At 61.3% G+C, this 21050-nt stretch carries 19 protein-coding genes; 6 read left to right on the top strand and 13 right to left on the bottom strand.

The window, feature by feature from the left end; genetic code table 11:
• Nucleotides 1-87: 87 nt before the first annotated feature.
• Nucleotides 88-1431, bottom strand: a complete 1344-nt coding sequence (locus ACTJLA_RS01905; RefSeq protein WP_034128998.1) for an OprD family porin — start codon at nucleotides 1429-1431, stop codon at nucleotides 88-90.
• 370 nt (nucleotides 1432-1801) lie between these two features.
• Here ACTJLA_RS01905 and tauA point away from each other — a divergent pair, with 370 nt between their 5' ends.
• Nucleotides 1802-2788, top strand: a complete 987-nt coding sequence (tauA, locus tag ACTJLA_RS01900) for a taurine ABC transporter substrate-binding protein (protein ID WP_314548683.1) — start codon at nucleotides 1802-1804, stop codon at nucleotides 2786-2788.
• A 113-nt stretch (nucleotides 2789-2901) separates the two neighbouring features.
• On the opposite strand, the gene argA is transcribed toward tauA, so the two are convergent.
• Together argA and argE are read right to left on the bottom strand one after the other, a co-directional pair.
• Nucleotides 2902-4200, bottom strand: a complete 1299-nt coding sequence (gene argA / locus ACTJLA_RS01895) for an amino-acid N-acetyltransferase (protein ID WP_314548680.1) — start codon at nucleotides 4198-4200, stop codon at nucleotides 2902-2904.
• A 133-nt stretch (nucleotides 4201-4333) separates the two neighbouring features.
• A complete protein-coding gene (argE, locus tag ACTJLA_RS01890; RefSeq protein ID WP_096144046.1) occupies nucleotides 4334-5482 on the bottom strand; it encodes an acetylornithine deacetylase in 1149 nt (382 codons plus the stop codon).
• A 158-nt stretch (nucleotides 5483-5640) separates the two neighbouring features.
• Here argE and ACTJLA_RS01885 point away from each other — a divergent pair, with 158 nt between their 5' ends.
• On the top strand, nucleotides 5641-7008 hold the full coding sequence (locus ACTJLA_RS01885; protein WP_020301821.1) for a CYTH domain-containing protein: 1368 nt from the start codon (nucleotides 5641-5643) through the stop codon (nucleotides 7006-7008).
• A 127-nt stretch (nucleotides 7009-7135) separates the two neighbouring features.
• Here the strand turns inward: ACTJLA_RS01885 and ACTJLA_RS01880 are convergent, their stop codons facing one another.
• Entirely contained in the window at nucleotides 7136-7606 is a 471-nt protein-coding gene (locus tag ACTJLA_RS01880; RefSeq protein WP_054896032.1) for an Lrp/AsnC family transcriptional regulator, read from the bottom strand.
• 127 nt (nucleotides 7607-7733) lie between these two features.
• On the opposite strand from ACTJLA_RS01880, the gene ACTJLA_RS01875 reads away from it, so the two are divergent.
• The 4 genes from ACTJLA_RS01875 to ACTJLA_RS01860 all read left to right on the top strand — a co-directional run bounded on the left by ACTJLA_RS01875 (nucleotide 7734) and on the right by ACTJLA_RS01860 (nucleotide 11550).
• Nucleotides 7734-8072 carry a hypothetical protein gene (locus ACTJLA_RS01875; protein ID WP_057975328.1) on the top strand — a complete coding sequence of 113 codons (339 nt, stop codon included), beginning with the start codon at nucleotides 7734-7736 and terminating at the stop codon, nucleotides 8070-8072.
• Nucleotides 8073-8151: 79 nt separating this feature from the next.
• The gene (locus ACTJLA_RS01870; RefSeq protein ID WP_089041504.1) at nucleotides 8152-9849 is read left to right on the top strand and encodes a GspE/PulE family protein; all 1698 of its coding nucleotides are present in this window, start codon (nucleotides 8152-8154) and stop codon (nucleotides 9847-9849) included.
• 78 nt (nucleotides 9850-9927) lie between these two features.
• Nucleotides 9928-10242, top strand: a complete 315-nt coding sequence (locus ACTJLA_RS01865; protein ID WP_003176799.1) for a DUF2388 domain-containing protein — start codon at nucleotides 9928-9930, stop codon at nucleotides 10240-10242.
• A 165-nt stretch (nucleotides 10243-10407) separates the two neighbouring features.
• Entirely contained in the window at nucleotides 10408-11550 is a 1143-nt protein-coding gene (locus tag ACTJLA_RS01860; RefSeq protein ID WP_072445613.1) for a DegT/DnrJ/EryC1/StrS family aminotransferase, read from the top strand.
• 84 nt (nucleotides 11551-11634) lie between these two features.
• Here the strand turns inward: ACTJLA_RS01860 and gcvH are convergent, their stop codons facing one another.
• The 9 genes from gcvH to ACTJLA_RS01815 form a co-directional block, all read right to left on the bottom strand.
• The gene (gene gcvH, locus ACTJLA_RS01855; RefSeq protein ID WP_054895989.1) at nucleotides 11635-12018 is read right to left on the bottom strand and encodes a glycine cleavage system protein GcvH; all 384 of its coding nucleotides are present in this window, start codon (nucleotides 12016-12018) and stop codon (nucleotides 11635-11637) included.
• 52 nt (nucleotides 12019-12070) lie between these two features.
• Complete coding sequence (gene gcvT / locus ACTJLA_RS01850) at nucleotides 12071-13153, bottom strand: glycine cleavage system aminomethyltransferase GcvT (protein WP_034129004.1); 1083 nt, start codon at nucleotides 13151-13153, stop codon at nucleotides 12071-12073.
• A gap of 156 nt (nucleotides 13154-13309) precedes the next feature.
• Complete coding sequence (locus ACTJLA_RS01845) at nucleotides 13310-14926, bottom strand: ABC transporter permease (protein WP_020301817.1); 1617 nt, start codon at nucleotides 14924-14926, stop codon at nucleotides 13310-13312.
• 150 nt (nucleotides 14927-15076) lie between these two features.
• On the bottom strand, nucleotides 15077-16081 hold the full coding sequence (locus ACTJLA_RS01840; RefSeq protein ID WP_014720404.1) for an extracellular solute-binding protein: 1005 nt from the start codon (nucleotides 16079-16081) through the stop codon (nucleotides 15077-15079).
• A gap of 162 nt (nucleotides 16082-16243) precedes the next feature.
• Nucleotides 16244-17461 (bottom strand): 2-octaprenyl-3-methyl-6-methoxy-1,4-benzoquinol hydroxylase, encoded by a 1218-nt coding sequence (locus ACTJLA_RS01835; protein ID WP_172415476.1) that lies wholly within the window; start codon nucleotides 17459-17461, stop codon nucleotides 16244-16246.
• Nucleotides 17462-17469: 8 nt separating this feature from the next.
• The gene (locus ACTJLA_RS01830; protein ID WP_034129007.1) at nucleotides 17470-17955 is read right to left on the bottom strand and encodes a DUF4442 domain-containing protein; all 486 of its coding nucleotides are present in this window, start codon (nucleotides 17953-17955) and stop codon (nucleotides 17470-17472) included.
• Nucleotides 17948-19135: a 2-octaprenyl-6-methoxyphenyl hydroxylase gene (ubiH, locus tag ACTJLA_RS01825; protein ID WP_089041506.1), complete on the bottom strand. Its 1188-nt coding sequence runs from the start codon at nucleotides 19133-19135 to the stop codon at nucleotides 17948-17950. The genes ACTJLA_RS01830 and ubiH overlap by 8 nt, the downstream gene beginning before the upstream one ends.
• Nucleotides 19132-20454: a Xaa-Pro aminopeptidase gene (gene pepP / locus ACTJLA_RS01820; RefSeq protein ID WP_034129009.1), complete on the bottom strand. Its 1323-nt coding sequence runs from the start codon at nucleotides 20452-20454 to the stop codon at nucleotides 19132-19134. The genes ubiH and pepP overlap by 4 nt, the downstream gene beginning before the upstream one ends.
• A 21-nt stretch (nucleotides 20455-20475) precedes the next feature.
• Entirely contained in the window at nucleotides 20476-21033 is a 558-nt protein-coding gene (locus ACTJLA_RS01815) for a YecA/YgfB family protein (RefSeq protein ID WP_034129010.1), read from the bottom strand.
• Nucleotides 21034-21050: the final 17 nt, after the last annotated feature.

Raw genomic sequence — 21050 nt, 5'->3', positions numbered from 1 at the left:
GGATTCAGGAAGGGCTTGCGGGGGTTGAGCCCGACTTGAATAGCAAGACACCTTGCCCGGCATTGCGCCGGGCAAGGTTTTACAGTCTTACAACAGCGGGATCGAGTAGCTGACGATCAAGCGGTTTTCGTCCTGGTTACGCGCGTTGGCGATGTCGCTGCGCCACATAGCGTTTTTCCACGCCACGCCGACGTTTTTCAGCGGACCTTCCGGTACGACGTAGGCAACAGTGATGTCACGTTCCCACTCGGACTGGCCGGTGAACTCGGTACGGTTGCTGGCGACGGTGTCGATATGATCACCTTTCAGGTAAACCACACCGGCGGTCAGGCCAGGCACGCCGACTTTGGCGAAGTCGTAGGAGTAGCGAGCTTGCCAGGTACGCTCGCCAGCACGGGCGAACTTCTGGATTTGCATGTCGGTGGTGATGTAAGCCGACGAGCCGTCACCCTGGTTCAGCCAAGGGAAGTCGCTGCTGCCGTTGCTGACCTGGTAACCGCCACCGAAGGTGTGACCGGCCACCGAGTACAGGAACAGGCCGCTGTACAGGTTGTTGTCGACTTTGCCACGGCCGGAGTTCACGCCGCTGTAGTTGCCCGTCGAGAAATAAGCGGACTGGTTACCGTTGTTGCCATCGTCGGAGCTGTTGAAGTAACGCAGGTCAGACTTCAGCACGCCAGGACCGATGGCCCAGTTGTGGGTCAGGCCCAGGAAGTGTTGCTTGTAGAAATCTTCCAGGTTGCCGTAGTAGTACTGGGCGGTCAGATCCTTGGTGATCTTGTAGTCGCCACCGGCGTAGTAGAACTTGTTGCTCGAACGCCAGTTCACACCGCGGCTGTTGGCGCCGGAAATGGACAGGCTTTCGTTGTTGCTGGAGTTACGGCCCTTGGCCTTTTCGATCTGGCCCGCGACCAGGGTCAGGTCCTTGATGTCACTGGAGGTGATCTGGCCACCTTGGAAGGTTTGCGGCAGCATACGACCATCGTTGGTGACGATGACCGGCAGCTTGGGCTGCAAGGTACCCAACTTCAGTTCGGTTTGAGAGATCTTGGCCTTGGCAGTCAGGCCCAGGCTGGAGTAGTTATCAACGGCTTCGCCATTGGACTTGCTCGGGAAGATCGTGCCACCGTAGGAGCTGGCAGTCGCGCCGTTGGTGCCACCGCCGGAATCCAGGCGAACACCCAGCAGGCCGATAGCGTCCAGACCGAAGCCGACGGTGCCTTGGGTGTAACCGGAGATGAAACGCAGATCGAAGCCTTGGCCCCACTCTTCGTTGCGGCTCGGGTTGGCCGTGCCTTCGCGGTTATCGGTGTTGATGTAGAAGTTACGCAGGCCCAGTGTGGCCTTGCTGTCTTCGATGAAACCGGCAGCGCCTGCTTGCTGGGCGATTGCGCCCAACGTTACAGCCACAGCCAAGGTGGACTTCTTCATGTACCGCTCCTCTCATTTCTAATTTTTGTATTTCTTTGGTCTCGGGTCTGACGCCCTCGATCCACAGATGCGCGATTAGCGCCAGATAGTGACCACCAAGTCAATCGTAACCTTGTGTGTCTACTACCTTCGTCTAATCGCAGTTGATTTGGTCCCTGCAGGGTAATGAGTTTTTCATACACCCAAAAAGAATTATTTCATTCTTTTTCATACGATCCAGGAATAAGACTTTCCGTGAAGCTGGCCGGTCAGGATAGACGCGCCGCTCCATAAGCTAATTCCTAAAGGGTATTTACTGGTGCTTTTTTAGATCGATTAGTGTTGCCGTACGGTTGCATACGTCACTCACGATCAAAAAGGCGACGCCATCATGGCCAAACGCACATCCTCCCGTCAATTTGTTACAGTTTTTGTATCGCTATTACTTTCTTTTGGTGTCAACGCCACCGACCTGACGGTGGGCTACCAGACCGGCATCGATCCCAGCAAGGTTCCCCAGGCCGACGGCCTGTATGAAAAAGCCATCGGCGAAAAAATCGCCTGGCGCCGCTTCAACAGCGGGCCAGAGGTAGTCACGGCCATCGCTTCGGGTGATGTACAAATCGGCAACCTCGGCTCCAGCCCGCTCGCGGCGGCGGCCTCGCGCAACCTGCCGATTGTGGCGTTTATCGTATCGGCACAGATCAACGCTTCTGAAGCCCTGGTGGTGCGCAACGGCAGTGGCATCGACAACCCCCAGGACTTGATCGGTAAAACCATCGCCACGCCCTTCGTCTCCACCTCCCATTACAGCCTGCTCGGCGCGCTGAAACACTGGGGGCTGGACACCAAACAAGTCAAAGTGGTCAACCTGCAACCGGCCGAAATCGCCGCTGCGTGGAAACGCGGCGATATTGATGGGGCTTTTGTGTGGTCCCCGGCCCTGGGTGAAATCCGCAAGAGCGGCAAGACCCTGACAGACGCGGCGCAGGTTGGCCAATGGGGCGCGCCGACGTTTGAGGTGTGGGTGGCGCGCAAGGATTTTGCGCAAAAACATCCTGAGGTAGTGGCCAAGTTCGCCAAAGTTACCCTGGATGCCTTTGCCGACTATGCCGCCCACAAAGGCAGCTGGACGGTGGATTCCGAGCCAGTGCAGAAAATCGCCAAATTGACAGGTTCAAATGCGGATGACATTCCGGAACTCTTGGCCGGTACGACGTTTCCGGATGCGCAGGCGCAGCAAACCGCTGCGCTGCTCAAGGGCGGCACGGCGAAGGCGATTGAGGAGACGGCGAAGTTCTTGAAGGAACAGGGGAAGGTGGAGACGGTGCTGTCGGATTATTCGGCGTATGTGACCGACAAATTCATCACACAATAAATACAGTCTTCGGTGGGAGCTGGCTTGCCTGCGATACCAGCAACTCGGTCCTTCAGATAAACCGAGGCGCCACTATCGCAGGCAAGCCAGCTCCCACACAGAGCCGCACTCTTTTACAGGGCCTTTTCAAAGATCTTGGAGTTGCGCTGATAGTTGTACAGCGACGCCCGCGCCGACGGCAGGCGGTCCACGCTGCTGGGTACAAAACCGCGTTCGCGGAACCAGTGGGCCGTACGGGTGGTGAGTACAAAGAGGGTTTTCAAGCCTTGGGCGCGTGCCCGGGTCTGGATGCGTTCGAGCAATACATCGCCTCGCGCGCCGTGGCGGTACTCCGGGTTCACTGCCAGGCACGCCAACTCCCCCGCATCCGAATCCGCGATCTGATACAGCGCCGCGCAGGCGATGATCATACCTTCGCGCTCGACCACGCTGAACTGTTCGATCTCACGCTCCAGCACTTCCCGCGAACGGCGCACCAGAATGCCCTGCTCTTCCAGCGGGCTGATCAGGTCCAGTAAGCCGCCGACGTCTTCAATCGCCGCTTCGCGCACCAGTTCGAATTGTTCCTGGGCCACCAGCGTACCGCCACCATCGCGGGTGAACAGTTCGGTAAGCAAAGCGCCATCTTCGGCGTAGCTGACGATATGGCTGCGCCCTACTCCACCCCGGCAGGCTTCGGCAGCGGCATCGAGCAGTTCGGCTTGATAGTTGCTGCCCAGGCGTTGCAGGTGCGCGGGTACTTGTTGTGGGCGCAATTCACGCACCAGGCGGCCGTTCTCATCGATCAGACCGGGATCGGCGCCGAACAGCAGCAACTTGTCGGCGCCCAGGTCGATGGCGGCGCGGGTGGCGACGTCTTCGCAGGCCAGGTTGAAGATCTCGCCGGTGGGCGAATACCCCAACGGCGACAGCAGCACGATAGAGCGCTCATCCAACAGGCGGTTGATGCCCTTGCGGTCGACCCGGCGCACTTCGCCGGTGTGGTGGTAGTCCACGCCTTCAAGCACGCCAATTGGCCGTGCGGTGACCAGGTTGCCGCTGGCCACACGCAGGCGCGAGCCCTGCATCGGCGATGACGCCATGTCCATGGACAAGCGCGCCTCGATGGCAATGCGCAAATGACCCACCGCGTCGATCACACACTCCAGCGTCGCAGCATCGGTGATGCGCAAGCCTTCGTGGTAAGCCGGGGTAAGGCCGCGTGCTTCAAGGCGGGTTTCGATTTGCGGGCGCGAGCCATGCACCATCACCAGGCGCACACCCAGGCTGTGAAGCAGCACCAGGTCGTGGACGATATTGCCGAAGTTGGGGTGGTCCACACCATCGCCGGGCAGCATGACCACAAAGGTGCAGTCGCGGTGGGCGTTGATGTAGGGCGAAGCGTGACGAAGCCAGTTGACGTATTCGGGCATAACACCTGGGCCTGTAATAAAAAGCAGCCAAATAAAGGATCAATCGTGAAAGCGCACAGCGGCTGATGGTTATCGTCGGAACAGGCTTGGCGACACGCTCACTCTCCTTATGTACGAATGGGCAGGGGTTAATTTATGCAGGTTTCAGGCAGTAGTGTTCGATCAGTTCCCGCAATAGACGCACTGTAGGCGTCAAGCGTGACATTTCAAGGTACTCGCCAGGCTGGTGGGCGCAGGCAATGTCGCCAGGGCCGAGCACCAGGGTTTCGCAACCAAGGCGCTGAAGATAAGGCGCTTCGGTGCCGAACGCTACTGCTTCGGCACGATGACCGGTCAAACGCTCCGCCACCCGCACTAACTCGGCGTCTTCGGGCTGCTCAAAGGGTGGCACTTCGGGGAACAACGGCGCGTAGTCGATCTTGACCTTATGCCGCTCGGCCAGGGGTTCGAGCTTCTGGCGGATCGCGGCGCGCAGCACCTCGGGGTCCATGCCCGGCAGGGGTCGCAGGTCGAACTCCAGGGAGCACTGGCCGCAGATGCGGTTGGGGTTGTCGCCGCCGTGAATGCAGCCGAAGTTCATCGTCGGCTGCGGCACGCTGAATTGCGCGTTGCGGTACTCGCGCTGCCAGGCCAGGCGCAGGCCGCGCAGTTCGCCTATGGCGTCATGCATGGCTTCCAGGGCGCTATGGCCCAGGCTGGGATCCGACGAATGGCCACTGCGCCCGAGGATCTCGATGCGTTCCATCATCACGCCCTTGTGCAGGCGGATCGGCTTGAGCCCGGTCGGCTCGCCGATCACAGCTGCACGACCTAATGGGCGCCCCGCCTCTGCCAGTGCACGGGCACCGGACATGGAGCTTTCCTCATCACAAGTGGCAAGGATCAACAGCGGTTGCTTGAAGGGTTGGTCCAGCAGCGGCAACACCGCGTCGATAACCAGTGCGAAAAACCCCTTCATGTCACAACTGCCCAGCCCTACCCAGCGGCCGTCGACTTCCGTCAGCTTGAGCGGGTCGGTGTTCCACAGCGCCGCGTCATACGGCACGGTATCGCTATGCCCCGCCAACACCAAGCCACCGGGGCCGCTGCCGAAACTGGCCAACAGGTTGAACTTGCCGGGGCTGACTTGTTGGATATCGATGGCAAAGCCCAGGTCGCCCAGCCAAGCGGCGAGCAGGTCAATCACCGGGCGGTTGCTCTGGTCGAGAGACGCCTGGGTGCAGCTCACCGACGGCGCGGCGATCAAGGCGGCGAACTGCTCTTTCATGGACGGTAACGGCATGCGCGGTCTCCCAACTTCCCGGATGAACCTCACTATAGAGGCATCTGCGCAACACAATAAACCGTTGCGGCACGTTGCCGGGCTCAGTCCTGTACACTGCACGACCTTGGCAGCCACACTTTTCCCCGGCTGCGCTCCCGATCCTGGATTTTCCGGCCATGCAGAAAGAAACCGAAATCAAGCTACGCGTCAGCCGCGAAACACTCGCCGCGCTGCGTGAGCACCCGTTACTGAAAAAACGCAACAAAAGTGGCTGGGAACGCCGTGAGTTGATGAACCAGTACTTCGACACCCCCGAGCGTGACCTGGCCCAGGCCAAGGTTGCCCTGCGCCTGCGCAAGGACGGTGACGACATCATCCAGACCCTCAAGACCCGCGGCCAAAGCGTCGCCGGCTTGTCGGAACGCAACGAATACAACTGGGACCTGCCCAAAGCCAAGCTCGACGTGAAGAAACTCGATGGCGAGTGCTGGCCCGAGCAACTGGCCGAGCTGGACAAAAAGACCCTCAAGCCGATCTTCACCACCGACTTCGTGCGTGAACGCGCCGAAATCGCCTGGGGCCGTGGCAAGGCCAAGGTGGTGATCGAAGCCGCCCTGGACCTGGGCCATGTGGTGGTCGGCAAGCAGAAAGAAGAAATCTGCGAGCTGGAACTGGAACTGCGCGAAGGCGAACCGGCGGCCCTGCTGGAGCTGGCCGCCGAGCTGGCCGCAACCCTGGCCCTGATGCCGTGCGACATCAGCAAGGCCGAACGCGGCTATCGCCTGTATGACGCCAGCAGCTACTCCCTGAGCCTGCCGGCGCCACAGATCCACGCCGAAATGCCATTGGACGACGCCTTCGCCGCGATCCTGTGGCACCTGCTGGGCAGCAGCCAGCGCCTGGCCGAGCAATACCGCTTCAATGGCCACTGGCGCCTGCTGCAAGACTGGGTCGAGAACCTCGGTGAATTGCGCGCCCTGATCGGCAGCCTCGGCCAGGCCGCGCCACGCCAATCCACCAGCGAACTGCGCAGCGCCCTGGATGCGTTGCTGGAAGACTGGCGCCCGCTGGTCCAGGCCGGTGACGACGATGAAGACATTCGCAAAGCCGCGCCGGAACAGTTCATCGAAGAGCTGCAAGACGTGCGCTGGGGCCTGTTCTCACTCAACCTCTCGCGCTGGCTGCTGGCCCGCACCTGGACGGCCGAACGTAACGTGCGCGGCAACCGCCAGGGCGCTGCGCAAATTACCAACTGGCTGCCACGCCTGTTGGCCGACGACGCTGTCGCCCTGCAACTGCAGCGCTACCAGCAACAGCCGGAAGACCTGGCCGAGCAACTGCCGCGCATCGAACGCATCCAGGCCTGGCTGCACCATGCGCGCCATGTGGTGGACATTCCTGAGCTGGACCGTTTGTACGGCGAGCTGAACAAGCTGGCGCACCTGGCCAACCAGCCGATTACCGATGAATCGCTGGATGCGCGTATGCACCAGGCGATTGCGGTTTATCAGAATCGTGCCTGGAAGACCCTTCTGCGCCTGTAAGTCACTCTACCTGTAGGAGCGAGCTTGCTCGCGAAAAACCCGAGAGCGATGTGGGGAGCCAGGCTTCCCGCGTTATCGTTAACGATCTTCGCGAGCAAGCTCGCTCCTACAGTCAATGGCATGCCTGTCAGCGCAATACTGGCAGGCTGGTGGTGGACTTGATCTCCGACAGCGCCACAATCGAGTTGACCTCCTGAATCCCCGGCACCATCGACAACTTCTCGAAGAAAAACCGCTCGTACGCCTCGATATCCGAGGTGACGATACGCAGCAGAAAGTCCACCGCCCCCATCAGCACATAGCACTCCAACACTTCCGGAAACCCGCGAATCGCCTCGGTGAACTCGGTGAAATTGGAGCGACCGTGGGCGTTGAGTTTGACCTCGGCGAAAATCTGCGTGTTGAGCCCGATTTTCTTGCGGTCCAGCAGGGTGACCTGGCCGCGGATCACGCCCTCCTCCTTGAGCCGCTGAATACGCCGCCAGCATGGCGACTGCGACAGGCCGACCTGCTCGGCAATCTGTGCACTGGAGAGCGAGGCATCCTCTTGCAGCAAGGCCAGGATGCGGCGGTCGTAGGCGTCCAACTCATTGTGCATAAAAGTACCCATAAATAGGCTTATCTTGAATTGTTTTGGTCTATTTATCGCCAAATAGGCTTATTTTAGATAAGAAATCTCCCGAGGCGCATGTAAAAATTTCTCCAGTCGAAACTGGAGAGTCAGCATGCATGCCGTCGAAACCGCCTACCCCGCCACCCGCGTCGATGCGTGGGCCGTCAATAGTAGCCACTGCCAGGCGCACTATCGCATCGTCGCCGAGGCTGAACCGGACGTGCTGTGCCGGGTGCTGAACCACTTCGCGCTGCAATTGCTCACGCCCACCCAGGTCAGCATGAACCGGGAAGCCGACCTGCTGAGCATCGATATCGTGATGACCGGCCTGAGCTGGCACCGCGCCCAAGTGATCGGTGAAAAGATTCGAAACCTGATCAGCGTCTGCACCCTGGAGCTGTGGTCGGCTGATTCCGAGCGGCCTCAAGCGTTGGCGGCGATGGCGCAGTAAAAACCGGCAATACAAGCGCCAGCAGGATCTTCAGCGGCTGGCTAGCCTGGGATTACCCCCACGCCCCAGGAAAACCTGCATGCCCGTCGCCACTCACGATCACCCCTTGGAACTGCAGCAATTATTGCCGGAGTTGGTCGAGCAAGGGCTGATCACGGCGCAGGCGGCGCAAAAGGTAGCGCCAGCGTCCGGCAGCCAGCATCCCTTGGAATGCATCGCAGCCCAGGGCCCTTGCGTGGAGACCTTGACCCAATGGCTGGCCCGGCAGGTAGGCCAACCTTACCTGCGCATCGACCCGTTGAAGATTGATGTGGCAGCCGTGGTGCCGTTGATGTCCCACGCCTTTGCCCAGCGCCACGGCATTCTCGCAGTCGCCGTCGATACTCACAGCGTGACGATCGCCAGTGCCCAACCCCATGTCACCACCTGGGAAGCCGGGCTGTCCCAGGTGCTCAGACGCACGATCAAGCGCGTGGTTGCCAACCCCAGCGATATCCAGCGCTGTATCAACGAGTTTTACCGTTTAGCCAAGTCCGTCAGCGGTGCGGATGAAAAGATGACGACGCCTGGCAATCTCGACTTGCTCAGCCTCGGCGCCAGCGACAAGGAGCCGGATGCCAACGACGCGCATATCGTCAACATCGTCGACTGGCTGCTGCAGTACGCCTTTGGCCAACGAGCCAGCGATATCCATATCGAGCCCTGCCGCGACCAGGGTCGGGTGCGCTTTCGCATTGATGGGCTGCTGCATGACGTCTATCAATTTCCCCCACAGGTCACCATGGCCGTGGTCAGCCGCCTGAAAAGCCTGGGGCGAATGAACGTGGCCGAAAAACGCAAACCCCAGGATGGCCGCGTCAAGACCCGGAACCCTGCGGGTGTCGAAGTGGAATTGCGGCTTTCGACCCTGCCCACGGCATTCGGCGAAAAACTGGTGATGCGAATTTTCGACCCACAAGTGCTGCTCAAGGACTTTGACCAGTTGGGTTTGTCCCACGCCGACCAGCAGCGCTGGCACGCCATGACGCGACGCAGCCACGGCATCATCCTCGTCACCGGCCCCACCGGCTCAGGCAAGACCAGCACCCTCTACACCACCCTCAGGCAACTGGCGACCCGCGAGGTCAACCTCTGCACGGTGGAAGACCCGATTGAAATGGTCGAGCCGGCCTTCAACCAGATGCAGGTCCAGCACAACATCGACCTCACGTTCGCCAGCGGCATCCGCGCCCTGCTGCGCCAGGACCCGGACATCATCATGATCGGCGAAATCCGCGACCAGGAAACCGCAGAGATGGCTATCCAGGCCGCGCTGACCGGGCACCTGGTTTTCTCGACCTTGCACACCAACGATGCACCCAGCGCCATCAGCCGCCTGCAGGAACTGGGCGTTGCTCACTATTTGATCAAAGCCACGCTCATAGGGGTGATGGCGCAGCGCCTGGTGCGGCTGCTGTGCAGCCATTGCAAGCGCCCGCTGGGCCAGGAGGACGCTGACGGCTGCGAAGCCGTCGGCTGTGCGCAATGCCGTGACAGCGGTTATCGAGGCAGGGCCGGGCTGTATGAAATCATGCTCATGGACCCGGCACTCCAAGCGCTGGTCACCCCGGGCGCGGACGTACAAGCGCTGCGCCGTGAGGCACTGGCGCAGGGCATGAGCAGCCTGCGCATGGCCGGTGTCGAGAAAGTGAAGGCCGGCCTGACCACGATGACGGAGGTATTGCGGGTCACGCCAGGGGATTCAGAAACAAATTCTTCGGGTTTGATCGAGTACTGAAACTGTTTAGTCAGTGATGGAACTGGATCGGGTTAACTACAATCAAAACGTACAGATAACCCACCGGAGTCACCCATCATGCGTCTCAAATATGCTGTCGCAACCCTCGCTGTGCTTTCCCTACCTGTCGGCTCAGCCATGGCCGATAGCTTCTGGCGTAATGTCATCTCGTCGGGCGCCACCACTGGCTCGACTTACCTGACCTTCAAGGACCACAAGCTGGTGGTCGCCGCCCAGGACGACGCGGGCAGCTTCGTCGCCAGCGACGGCGGCATTCGCGGCCCGTATCTGGAAGCGGCCATGCAGAAGGTCCGCGCCGATAACCCTGGCCTCCAAGCCACGGACATGGAACTGGCTAACGCCATCCTGGCGAAGAATGCTGTAACCGAGTAACAACTGCCCTCATAAAAAATGCCGCTTTCTCAAGCGGCATTTTTTTTGCCTGCTGCATGACGAATCGTTCATGGATGACAGGCTATATTCAGTCTCAGCGTGCAACCATGCCCTACTGACTCGTCTATCTTTCATTGCCTACCTGAAACGGATGCCTTCTTCGTCATGAGCCAACAGCCCTTCCTGCCGTTTTCCAAACCGACCATTGATGAAGCCACCATTTCGGCGGTCGGCGATGTTCTGCGTTCCGGCTGGATCACCAGCGGACCAAAGGTGCAGGCGTTCGAAGCACAGCTGTCGGACTATTTTGGCGGCCGTCCGGTGCGCACCTTCAACTCGGGCACCTGCACCATGGAGATCGCCTTGCGCATCGCCGGGATCGGGCCTGGGGATGAAGTCATCACCACCCCAATTTCCTGGGTTGCCACGGCTAACGTGATTCTCGAAGTCGGTGCCACTCCGGTCTTTGCCGACATCGACCCGGTGACGCGCAATATCGACCTGGCCCAGGTGGAAGCGGCCATTACTCCGCGCACCAAGGCGATCATCCCGGTCTACCTGGCCGGCTTGCCTGTGGATATGCCGATGCTCTACGCGCTGGCCAACAAGTACAACCTGCGTATTGTCGAAGATGCTGCCCAGGCCCTGGGGTCCAGCTGGGATGGAGAACGCATCGGCGCAACCGGCGACTTCGTGTCCTTCAGCTTCCAGGCAAACAAGAACATCACGTCGTCCGAAGGCGGCTGCCTGGTGTTGAACAATGCCGAGGAGGCCCGTCTGGCAGAGAAGTACCGACTGCAAGGCGTCACCCGCAGCGGCTTCGATGGCCTGGATGTGGATGTGCTGGGTGGCAAGTTCAACATGACCGACATTGCCGCCGCCATAGGCCTGGGGCAATTTGCGCACATCGAGAAGATCACCGCCCATCGTCAGAACCTGGCACGGCACTACTTCAAATGCTTTGGCAGCGATTTCGAAGCCCAATACGGCGCGCAACTGCCGCCGGCCGACTTCGAAAACAGCAACTGGCACCTGTTCCAACTGGTATTGCCGGAGCGCCAGGATGGCCTGCCAGCCCGCGCCACGTTCATGGAACAGATGCAGGCCCACGGCGTGGGTATCGGCTATCACTACCCGCCGATCCACCTGCTGAGCCTGTATCGGGCACAGGGTTTCAAGGAAGGCATGTTCCCGGTGGCCGAACGTGTTGGGCGTTTGATCGTGTCGTTGCCGATGTTCACGGCGATGACAGAGGCGGATGTGGAGCGGGCTGTAGCGGCGGTTAAAGCCGTACTGAAAAAAGACTGATCACAACAAATCAACTGTGGGAGCTGGCTTGNATCGCAGGCAAGCCAGCTCCCACATTGAGGTGTGCTGTTGCAGCTGTTGTGTTTATTCGCCGATGGCGGCTTTGTAGCCCGCGGCATCCAGCAGCTTGTCCAGCTCAGCCTTGTCGCTTGGCTTGAGCTTGAAGATCCAGGCGCCGTAAGGGTCAGAGTTCAACAGCTCAGGACTGCCACTCAAGTCCTCGTTGACAGCAATCACTTCGCCCGCAATCGGCGAGTAGATGTCCGAAGCGGCCTTGACCGACTCCACCACACCCGCTTGATCTTCAGCGGCAAACACCTTGCCCACTTCGGTCAGTTCAACAAACACCACATCACCCAAAGCTTCCTGTGCATGGTCGGAGATCCCGACGGTCACGGTGCCGTCAGCTTCCAGACGGGCCCATTCGTGACTTTCGGCAAAACGCAGGTCGGCAGGGATATTGCTCATAGTCTGTGTCCTCAAGATGAAATGTCAGCGGCCTTTGGCCTGCCGGAATTGGTTAGATCAGGGTTTTGCCATGACGCACGAAGGTCGGCTTGACCACTCGAACCGGATACCACTTGCCGCGGATTTCCACTTCGGCCCGGTCGGCAGTCGCCGTCGGCACACGCGCCAGCGCAATGGATTTGCTTAGCGTAGGCGAGAAACTACCACTGGTGATCTCTCCTTCGCCAACATTGGCGATACGAACCACCTGATGAGCACGTAGCACGCCACGCTCTTCGAGGACGAGCCCCACCAGTTTGAACTGCACGCCGGCCGCTTTTTCTGCTTCCAGCGCAGCGCGGCCAATGAAGTTACGCTCGACCGGTTCCCAGGCGATGCTCCAGGCCATGTTGGCCGCCAGGGGCGAGACGGCCTGGTGAATATCCTGGCCATAGAGGTTCATGCCAGCCTCAAGGCGCAAGGTGTCGCGCGCACCGAGACCGATGGGGGAAATGCCCGCGCCCACCAGATCGTTGAAAAAGCCCGGTGCCTGATCGGCCGGCAGCACGATTTCGAGGCCGTCTTCGCCGGTATAGCCGGTGCGGGCGATAAACCAGTCACCGTCGGCCCGGCCTTCGAACGGCTTGAGCTGGTGGATCAGGGTGCCACGGGACTGGGTCACCAGTTCGGCGATTTTCTGCCGGGCGTGGGGGCCTTGGATGGCGAGCATGGCCAACTCTGACCGCTCATGCAGCTGCACTGAGTAGGTGCCCAGTTGCGCCTGCATCCAGGCCATGTCCTGGTCGCGGGTGGCGGCGTTGACCACCAGGCGGTAACCGGTTTCGGTGCGGTAGACGATCATGTCGTCCACTACCCCGCCCTGCTCGTTGAGCATGGCGCTGTATAACGCACGGCCACAGCCGTGCAGTCGGTCGACATCATTGGCCAGCAGGTACTGGAGCCATTCCTTGGCCTGGGGGCCGGTGACATCGATTACGGTCATATGAGATACATCGAAGACCCCGCAGTCGCGCCGCACCTGGTGGTGTTCTTCAACTTGCGAGCCGTAATGCAAAGGCATATCCCAACCGCCAAAATCGACCATTTTCGCGCCGAGGGCGAGATGCAGGTCATACAGAGGCGTACGCTGTCCCATGGGTTTCTCCTTCCGGGCTTGGCGAAGGCGCGCAGAGCTGCCACTTGCGCCGAACACCTTGTACTACAAGGCCCGCAGCCACATACAGCAGGTCGATCCGAAAGACGGAGCGCACCGAATGCCGCGCATTGTAGCCTCAAGCCGTAGGACTGGCACCTAACCGATTTGCCGAGCCGAGCGACGAATCAGCCCGATGACCGGCAACAAGCCAACCAGCACAAGGGTCAGCGCCGGCAAAGACGCCCGCGCCCATTCGCCTTCACTGGTCATTTCAAAGATGCGGACCGCCAGGGTGTCCCAACCAAACGGGCGCATCAGCAAGGTGGCGGGCATTTCCTTGAGCACATCCACAAACACCAGCAGCGCTGCGCTCAACGTGCCCGGCAGCAATAACGGCAGATACACTTTGCAAAACAGTCGTGGGCCGCTCACGCCAAGGCTGCGTGCCGCTTCGGGCAGTGACGGACGGATTCGCGCCAGGCTGTTTTCCAGCGGCCCGTAGGCCACCGCCAGGAACCGCACCAGGTACGCCAGCACCAGTGCCGACAGGCTGCCCAGCAGCAAAGGCTTGCCCGCCCCGCCCAGCCATCCGGAGAGCGGCACCACCAACTCGCGGTCCAGGTAACTGAACGCCAGCATGATCGACACCGCCAGCACCGAGCCTGGCAAGGCATAGCCGACATTGGCCAGGCTGATACCGGAGCGAATCGCGCGAGTGGGCGCCAGACGGTTGGCAAAGGCCAGTATCAGCGCCACGCTGACCGTGATCAGCGCTGCGATACCGCCCAGGTAAAGGGTATGCACGATCAGCCCGGTGTAACGTTCATCCAGGTCGAAGCGGCCACGCTGCCAGAACCACGCCACCAGTTGCAGCATCGGAATCACGAACGCACAGGCGAAGACCAAGCTGCACCACGCGCTGGCCGCCACGGCTTTGAACCCGCGCAGGTGGTACAACGCCTTGCCCCGTGGGCGCTCATTGCTCGGTCGGCTGGCCCCGCGCGCACGTCGCTCGCCATACAGCACCAGCATCACTACCAGCAGCAGCAGGCTGGCCAGTTGCGCGGCACTGGACAGGCTGAAAAAGCCGTACCAGGTTTTATAGATTGCGGTGGTAAAGGTGTCGAAATTGAACACCGAGACCGCACCAAAATCCGCGAGCGTCTCCATCAGCGCCAAGGCCACACCGGCACCAATCGCTGGCCGCGCCATTGGCAATGCCACGCGCCAGAACGCTTGCCATGGCGATTGCCCCAGCACCCGCGCCGCTTCCATCAAGCCTTTACCCTGGGCCAGGAACGCGCTGCGCGCCAGCAGGTAGACATAGGGATAGAACACCAGCACCAACACAATGACCACGCCGCTGGTAGAGCGTACCCGCGGCAAACGCAGCCCGGTGCCGAACCACTCGCGCAGCAGGGTTTGCACCGGGCCGGCGAAATCCAGCAGGCCCACAAACACGAAGGCCAGCACATAGGCAGGGATTGCAAAGGGCAACATCAGTGCCCAGTCGAGCCAGCGCCGCCCGGGGAACTCGCACAGGCTGGTCAGCCAGGCCAGGCTGACGCCCAGCAGCGTCACGCCCAGGCCGACACCGAGCACCAGGGTCAAGGTGTTGCCCAGCAAGCGGGGCATCTGAGTGTCCCAGAGGTGCGACCAGATCTGCGGGTCGATGCTTTGCCAGGACAGCAACAGCACGCTCAGCGGCAACAGCACCAGGGCGGCGACGCTGAAAACCGGTAGGTACCAGCGACGTTGGGCGGGGTGGGCCAAGGAAAAGCTCTCAGAAAAATAAAGATGTTGAAGCGGCCACTAACCAATGTGGGAGCTGGCTTGCCTGCGATACAAGCACCTCGGTGTATCAGTGATACCGAAGTGATGCAATCGCGGGCAAGCCAGCTCCCACAGTTAAGCGGCGCAGCTTCAGTTCCAGCCAGCGCGATCCATCAGGCGAATCGCTTCGGCCTGGCGCTTGCCTGCCACTTCCACCGGCAAGGTATCGGCCACGAACTTGCCCCAGGTCGCCACTTCCGCCGATGGCGGTACCGCCGGGTTGGCCGGGAATTCCTGGTTGACGTCGGCGAAGATCTTCTGCGCCTCAGGCGTGGTCATCCACTCCACCAGCGCCTTGGCCGCTTCCGGGTGCGGTGCGTGCTGGGTCAGGCCGATGCCAGAGAGGTTCACATGCACGCCGCGGTCGCCCTGGTTCGGCCAGAACAACTTCACTGCCAGGTCTGGCTTCTGCTTGTGCAGGCGACCGTAGTAATAGGTGTTGACGATACCCACGTCGCACTGCCCGGCGTTGATCGCCTCCAGCACGGCGATGTCATCGGAGAACACGTCGGTGGAGAGGTTATTCACCCAACCCTTGATGATTTCTTCGGTCTTGGCCGCGCCATGGGTTTCGATCAACGTGGCGGTCAGCGACTGGTTGTAGACTTTTTTCGCCGTGCGCAGGCACAGGCGGCCTTCCCACTGCTTGTCGGCCAGGGCTTCGTAGGTGGTCAGGTCGCCCGGTTTTACCCGGTCGGTGGAATAGGCGATCGTTCGCGCACGCAGGCTCAAACCGGTCCAGGCGTGGGCCGATGAGCGATATTGCAGAGGAATATTTTTGTCGATGACAGGAGAGGTGAACGGTTGCAGGATGCCCATCTGCTCGGCCTGCCAGAGGTTGCCGGCGTCAACGGTGAGCAGCAGGTCGGCGGTGGCGTTCTCGCCCTCGGCCTTGATGCGCTGCATCAACGGGGCTTCCTTGTCGGTGATGAACTTGACCTGTACGCCGGTCTTTTTGGTGTAGGCGTCGAACACGGGCTTGATCAGTTCGTCGATACGCGAGGAGTAGACCACGACTTCGTCGGCCGCCTGCACGGTGGTGCTACCGATCAGGGTGAGTGCCAGGGCAGTCAGGAGGCGCTTGGGTGCCAACATGGGTGCGGTCTCTCATTTGCAAATGGAGGGCAAATGATAAGGACTCACATTTGGTAACGCTTGGTGGAGGCGTTACCAGATGTTGCACAGCCAGAATATGCGCTGGAGCTGATGGCCTCATCGCGGGCAAGCCCGGCTCCCACAGAGGGTTGTATTGTCAGTTCAGAGTTTGGCGAGTTCGGGGAGATCGCCAGTCAATCCCAGTGCCTGGCGCACAAACACGGCTTTGGCTTCGGGCATCTGGTCGACGATTTTCAAACCCGCGTTGCGCAACCAGCGCAGCGGCAGTTGATCGGCCTGGAACAAGCGCTCAAAGCCTTCCATCGCCGCCATCAGCGCCAGGTTATGGGGCATGCGGCGCCGCTCGTAACGGCTCAGCACTTTCACATCGGCCAGGCGCTCGCCGCGCTCGGTCGCCGCCAACAGCACTTCGGCCAGCACGGCTGCATCGAGGAAACCCAGGTTGACGCCCTGCCCCGCCAACGGGTGAATGACGTGGGCGGCGTCGCCGATCAACGCCAGGCCTTCGGCCACATAACGTTTGGCATGGCGCTGGCGCAACGGTACGCACACTCGCGGGTCGGCACTGACCACCGTGCCCAAGCGCCCCTCGAAGGCACGCTCCAGTTCCCGACAGAAGCGTTCATCATCCAGCGCCATCAAGCGCTCGGACTCCGCGGGCGTGGTCGACCAGACAATCGAGCACCAGTCTTCCTGCCCATCGCGCACCAGCGGCAGGAACGCCAACGGGCCGGTGTCGGTGAAACGTTGCCACGCGGTGCGCTGGTGCGGCTGACTGCTGCGCACGCTGGTGACGATGGCGTTGTGCAGGTAATCCCATTCGCGGGTAGGTGCACCGGTCAGGCGGCGTACAGCGGAGTTGGCACCGTCGGCGGCCACCACCAGCGGCGCGCGCAGCTTGCGGCCGTCGGCCAGGGTCAACAACCAGTCATCGCCGGATCGGCGCATCTGTTCCAGGCGCGCATTGGCCAGCAGGCCGAGGTCGCAGTCATGCAGGCGATCGAGCAAGGCATCCTGCACCACGCGGTTCTCGACGATATGCCCAAGCACCTCCGCATGCACACTGGCCGCCGAGAAGTGGATCTGCCCAGTGCCGCTGCCGTCCCATACCTGCATTTCGCCATAGGGGCTGGCACGCCGCTCTACGATGCCGTCCCACACGCCCAGGCGCTCAAGAATGCGCTGGCTGGCCGCCGACAGCGCGCTCACCCGCGGTTCAAACGCCGCAGCCGGTTCAAACGGCTTGACGCTCAACGGGCTGCCGTCGAGCAGCAGCACCTGCAGGCCACTGCCCTGCAACGCCAGCGCCAGGGCGCTTCCGACCATTCCGGCCCCGACAATCAGCACATCTGCGCACATGTCCATATTCAAGCCTGTCTCGCTGGCGGCTTGCGCCGCACATAAAGGGTTTTGTCGACCCGCGCCACCAGGGTGCCGGAGCCGTCATGAATCTCGACCTTGAGGTGGGGCAGATATTTCTCGCCACCTGCGGTCTGGCGCCGGATTTCATCGAGCAAAGCGTCGTCGATGGAGAATTCGGCATACACCGGGCCTTTGCCCGGCGAGATGAAGTCGATACTCGCAGCCTTGTCCCACACGATGTAGTCGCGGCCCAGGTTTTCCATCAACAGCAACATGTAGAACGGATCGACCATCGAATACAGGCTGCCGCCAAATTGCGTACCGACGTAATTGCGGTTGTACCAACCCAGGCCCATGCGCACCTTGGCATGCCGGAAGTCGGCACTCAGTGCCTGCACCCGCACCCCGGCGCCGAGGTACGGCGGGTACAGGGTGAGGAACCAGCGCAACAGCCGCGCCTTGCCCACGCGTTGGGTTAGCCACTTACGCATCGGAACGCGTACCCAGGCCCATGGCTTGGCGGGCGAACCAGCGTTTGGCCGGTGGCAACAGGTCGAGGCCGAGCAAGCCCATATTGCGGCCCAGCGCGACCAACGGTTGGGCACTGCCAAACAGGCGCGTGACCTGGTCGGAGAAGCCTACGGTGAGTTGCTGGTCCAGGCGCTGGCGCTCGCGATAGCCTTGCAAGGTCGCCAGGTCACCCGGCACAGCAGGCCCGGCCAACAGGGCTTCGGCCAAGGCATTGGCATCGCGCAGGGACAGGTTGAACCCCTGCCCGGCAATTGGGTGCAGGCTGTGGGCGGCATTACCGAGAACCGCCAGGTGCGAGCGCACTTGCTCTTCGGCTTCCACCAGGGTCAACGGGTACAGGTGGCGGGCGCCCACTTGCTTGAGGGTACCCAGGCGATACCCGAACACACCCTGCAGTTCGCTCAGGAAGCTACGCTCGTCAAGGCTGGCCAAGCGCTGGGCGTCCATGCCGATGCGGGTCCAGACCAGCGCGCAACGGTTGTCCGGCAGCGGCAGCAAGGCCATGGGGCCTTCATCGGTAAAGCGCTCGAACGCCTCGCCATTGTGCGCTTCGCTCGGGGTGATGTTGGCGATCAGCGCGCTCTGGTTGTAGGGCCGGGTTTTCACGCCAATGCCCAGTTGCTCTCGCAGGCCGGAACGGCCGCCATCGGCCAGTACCGCAAGGTCGCATTCCAGCACGGTTTCATCGTTGAGGGTCAGGCGATAGCCATCGGGCAGCGGCTCCATGCGCGTGACTTCTGCCGGGCAACGCCAGCTCACCACGTCCTTGTCCAAGCCTTGCCACAGGCATTGGCCGAGCCAGGCGTTTTCCACCACATAACCCAGGGCTGGCACGCCCTCCTCCATCGCGGACAAACGCGCGGTGGAGAAGCGCCCACGGTCCGATACATGGATCTGCTTGATCGGCTCCGCACGCCGGGAAATGGCTTGCCACAGGCCCAGCCGCTGGTAAATCTGGCGCGCGCCAAACGACAGCGCGGAAGAGCGCGCATCGTAGCTCGGTTGATAACTGTCGCCCGGTGCAAAGGGCTCGATCAGCACGATCTTCCAACCCCGCGCCTTGGCCCCCGCTTGCAACGCCAGGGCCAGGCTGGCGCCCACCAGGCCACCGCCGATAATCGCCAGGTTGACCCGGCTCATCGGGCAGCCGCCATCAACGCCTCGATCTCGGCAACGGTCTTGGGCACGCCGCCAGTCAGGATTTCACAGCCTTGCTTGGTCACTACCACGTCGTCCTCGATGCGCACGCCAATGCCACGCCATTTTTTTGCCACGTTCTGGTTGTCCGGGGAAATATAGATGCCCGGCTCCACGGTCAAGGCCATGCCCACTTCCAGCACGCGCCATTCACCGCCCACTTTGTACTCGCCCACATCATGCACATCCATGCCCAGCCAGTGGCCGGCACGGTGCATGTAGAAGGCGCGGTAGGCTTCGCTGGCGATCAACTCGTCAACGTCACCTTGCAACAACCCCAGCTTCACCAGGCCGGCGGTGATGACCTGCACGGTCGCCTCATGGGCCTGGTTCCAATGTTTGTTCGGCGCGATCTGCTTGAAGGCGGCTTCCTGGGAGGCCAGCACAATCTCGTAGATCGCCTTCTGCTCCGGCGAAAACTTGCCGTTGACCGGCCAGGTACGGGTGATGTCGCTGGCGTAGCAATCGATCTCACACCCGGCGTCGATCAGCACCAGGTCGCCGTCCTTGAGCACCGCGTCATTCTGCTGGTAATGCAGGATGCAGCTGTTGCGCCCGGCGGCGACGATGGAGCCATAGGCCGGCATCTTCGCGCCGCCTTTGCGAAACTCGTAATCCAGCTCGGCTTCCAGGCTGAACTCATGCAGGCCGGCACGGCTGGCCTGCATCGCCCGCACATGGGCCGCACAGGAAATTCGCGCTGCCTCGCGCATCACCTTCACTTCTGCCGCCGATTTATACAGGCGCATATCGTGGAGCAAATGATCCAGGGCAACGAATTCGTTCGGCGGCTGGGCGCCCAGGTGTGCTTTTGAACGGATCACGTTGATCCACTCCATCACGTGCCGGTCGAACTCGGCATTGCTGCCCATGGCCGAGTACACACGGTCGCGACCTTCGATCAGGCCGGGCAGGATGTCGTCGATATCGGTAATGGGGAAGGCGTCATCCGCGCCAAAGTCGCGAATCGCGCCCTCGGTGCCCGCACGCAGGCCGTCCCACAATTCGCGCTCGGCATTGCGCTCGCGGCAGAACAGCACGTACTCGCCGTGTTGGCGACCGGGCATCAGCACGATCACCGCTTCGGGCTCGGGGAAACCGCTCAGGTACTGGAAATCGCTGTCCTGGCGGTAAACATGCTCGACATCGCGGTTGCGGATGGCCACAGCGGCGGCCGGCAGGATCGCGATGCTGTTGGGTTCCATCTGCGCCATGAGCGCCTTGCGGCGACGGGTGTATTCCGCTTTGGGGATATGAATCATGGGCAGATGGGCTTCCTTTCTTTAGTGCAACGACGGCTTGGCAGCGACCGGCTCAGCGGACTTCCTGGTCTCGGTGAACAGCAGCAACGGCGCGACGCGCAGGTATTCCATGACTTCCATGTAGTCGCCTTCGCCATCTTCGGACTCTTCCAGGGCATCTTGCACCTGTGAGATCGCCGCCAGGTCCTGCAGCACCTCCTTGGCGTCGGTGCTCAGCTCCAGGCCGCCGGCATTCACGCCGAAACCGTGGAGGAAACCCTGGCACCATTGGCCCAGGGCAGCAGCGCGCTCGGTAAGCGGCGCGTCATCGGTCGGCAGCAGCAGGACCACGGTGACGTCGTCACCGGTCAACTCGCCCTTGACCATCTCTTGCAGGCCGATCAACGCATTGCGCACGTTCTCGGTGGGTTCGGTTTCCAGCAACTCGGCCACATCGGCCAGCCAGTTGTCGGCATCAAAGCCCACACCGGTGCAACTGCGGCCCAACAGCACGCCGTGCAGTTCGGCAGGCGAGCAAGGGTGGCCGCTGGTGCTCAGCAGTTTGGAAAAAGCGTCGTACGGGGAATTCTGAATGGGCATGGTGAGCTAGGCGCCAG

The organism is Pseudomonas sp. 22072 (assembly GCF_052046095.1).
Taxonomy (GTDB): domain Bacteria; phylum Pseudomonadota; class Gammaproteobacteria; order Pseudomonadales; family Pseudomonadaceae; genus Aquipseudomonas; species Aquipseudomonas paracarnis.
This window is presented reverse-complemented; position numbering and strand designations above follow the sequence as displayed.

Coding starts and splice junctions, on each gene's coding strand:
- ACTJLA_RS01905 (WP_034128998.1), bottom strand. CDS start 1,431: ATGAAGAAGTCCACCTTGGCTGTGGCTGTAACGTTGGGCGCAATCGCC.
- tauA (WP_314548683.1), top strand. CDS start 1,802: ATGGCCAAACGCACATCCTCCCGTCAATTTGTTACAGTTTTTGTATCG.
- argA (WP_314548680.1), bottom strand. CDS start 4,200: ATGCCCGAATACGTCAACTGGCTTCGTCACGCTTCGCCCTACATCAAC.
- argE (WP_096144046.1), bottom strand. CDS start 5,482: ATGCCGTTACCGTCCATGAAAGAGCAGTTCGCCGCCTTGATCGCCGCG.
- ACTJLA_RS01885 (WP_020301821.1), top strand. CDS start 5,641: ATGCAGAAAGAAACCGAAATCAAGCTACGCGTCAGCCGCGAAACACTC.
- ACTJLA_RS01880 (WP_054896032.1), bottom strand. CDS start 7,606: ATGCACAATGAGTTGGACGCCTACGACCGCCGCATCCTGGCCTTGCTG.
- ACTJLA_RS01875 (WP_057975328.1), top strand. CDS start 7,734: ATGCATGCCGTCGAAACCGCCTACCCCGCCACCCGCGTCGATGCGTGG.
- ACTJLA_RS01870 (WP_089041504.1), top strand. CDS start 8,152: ATGCCCGTCGCCACTCACGATCACCCCTTGGAACTGCAGCAATTATTG.
- ACTJLA_RS01865 (WP_003176799.1), top strand. CDS start 9,928: ATGCGTCTCAAATATGCTGTCGCAACCCTCGCTGTGCTTTCCCTACCT.
- ACTJLA_RS01860 (WP_072445613.1), top strand. CDS start 10,408: ATGAGCCAACAGCCCTTCCTGCCGTTTTCCAAACCGACCATTGATGAA.
- gcvH (WP_054895989.1), bottom strand. CDS start 12,018: ATGAGCAATATCCCTGCCGACCTGCGTTTTGCCGAAAGTCACGAATGG.
- gcvT (WP_034129004.1), bottom strand. CDS start 13,153: ATGGGACAGCGTACGCCTCTGTATGACCTGCATCTCGCCCTCGGCGCG.
- ACTJLA_RS01840 (WP_014720404.1), bottom strand. CDS start 16,081: ATGTTGGCACCCAAGCGCCTCCTGACTGCCCTGGCACTCACCCTGATC.
- ACTJLA_RS01835 (WP_172415476.1), bottom strand. CDS start 17,461: ATGTGCGCAGATGTGCTGATTGTCGGGGCCGGAATGGTCGGAAGCGCC.
- ACTJLA_RS01830 (WP_034129007.1), bottom strand. CDS start 17,955: ATGCGTAAGTGGCTAACCCAACGCGTGGGCAAGGCGCGGCTGTTGCGC.
- ubiH (WP_089041506.1), bottom strand. CDS start 19,135: ATGAGCCGGGTCAACCTGGCGATTATCGGCGGTGGCCTGGTGGGCGCC.
- pepP (WP_034129009.1), bottom strand. CDS start 20,454: ATGATTCATATCCCCAAAGCGGAATACACCCGTCGCCGCAAGGCGCTC.
- ACTJLA_RS01815 (WP_034129010.1), bottom strand. CDS start 21,033: ATGCCCATTCAGAATTCCCCGTACGACGCTTTTTCCAAACTGCTGAGC.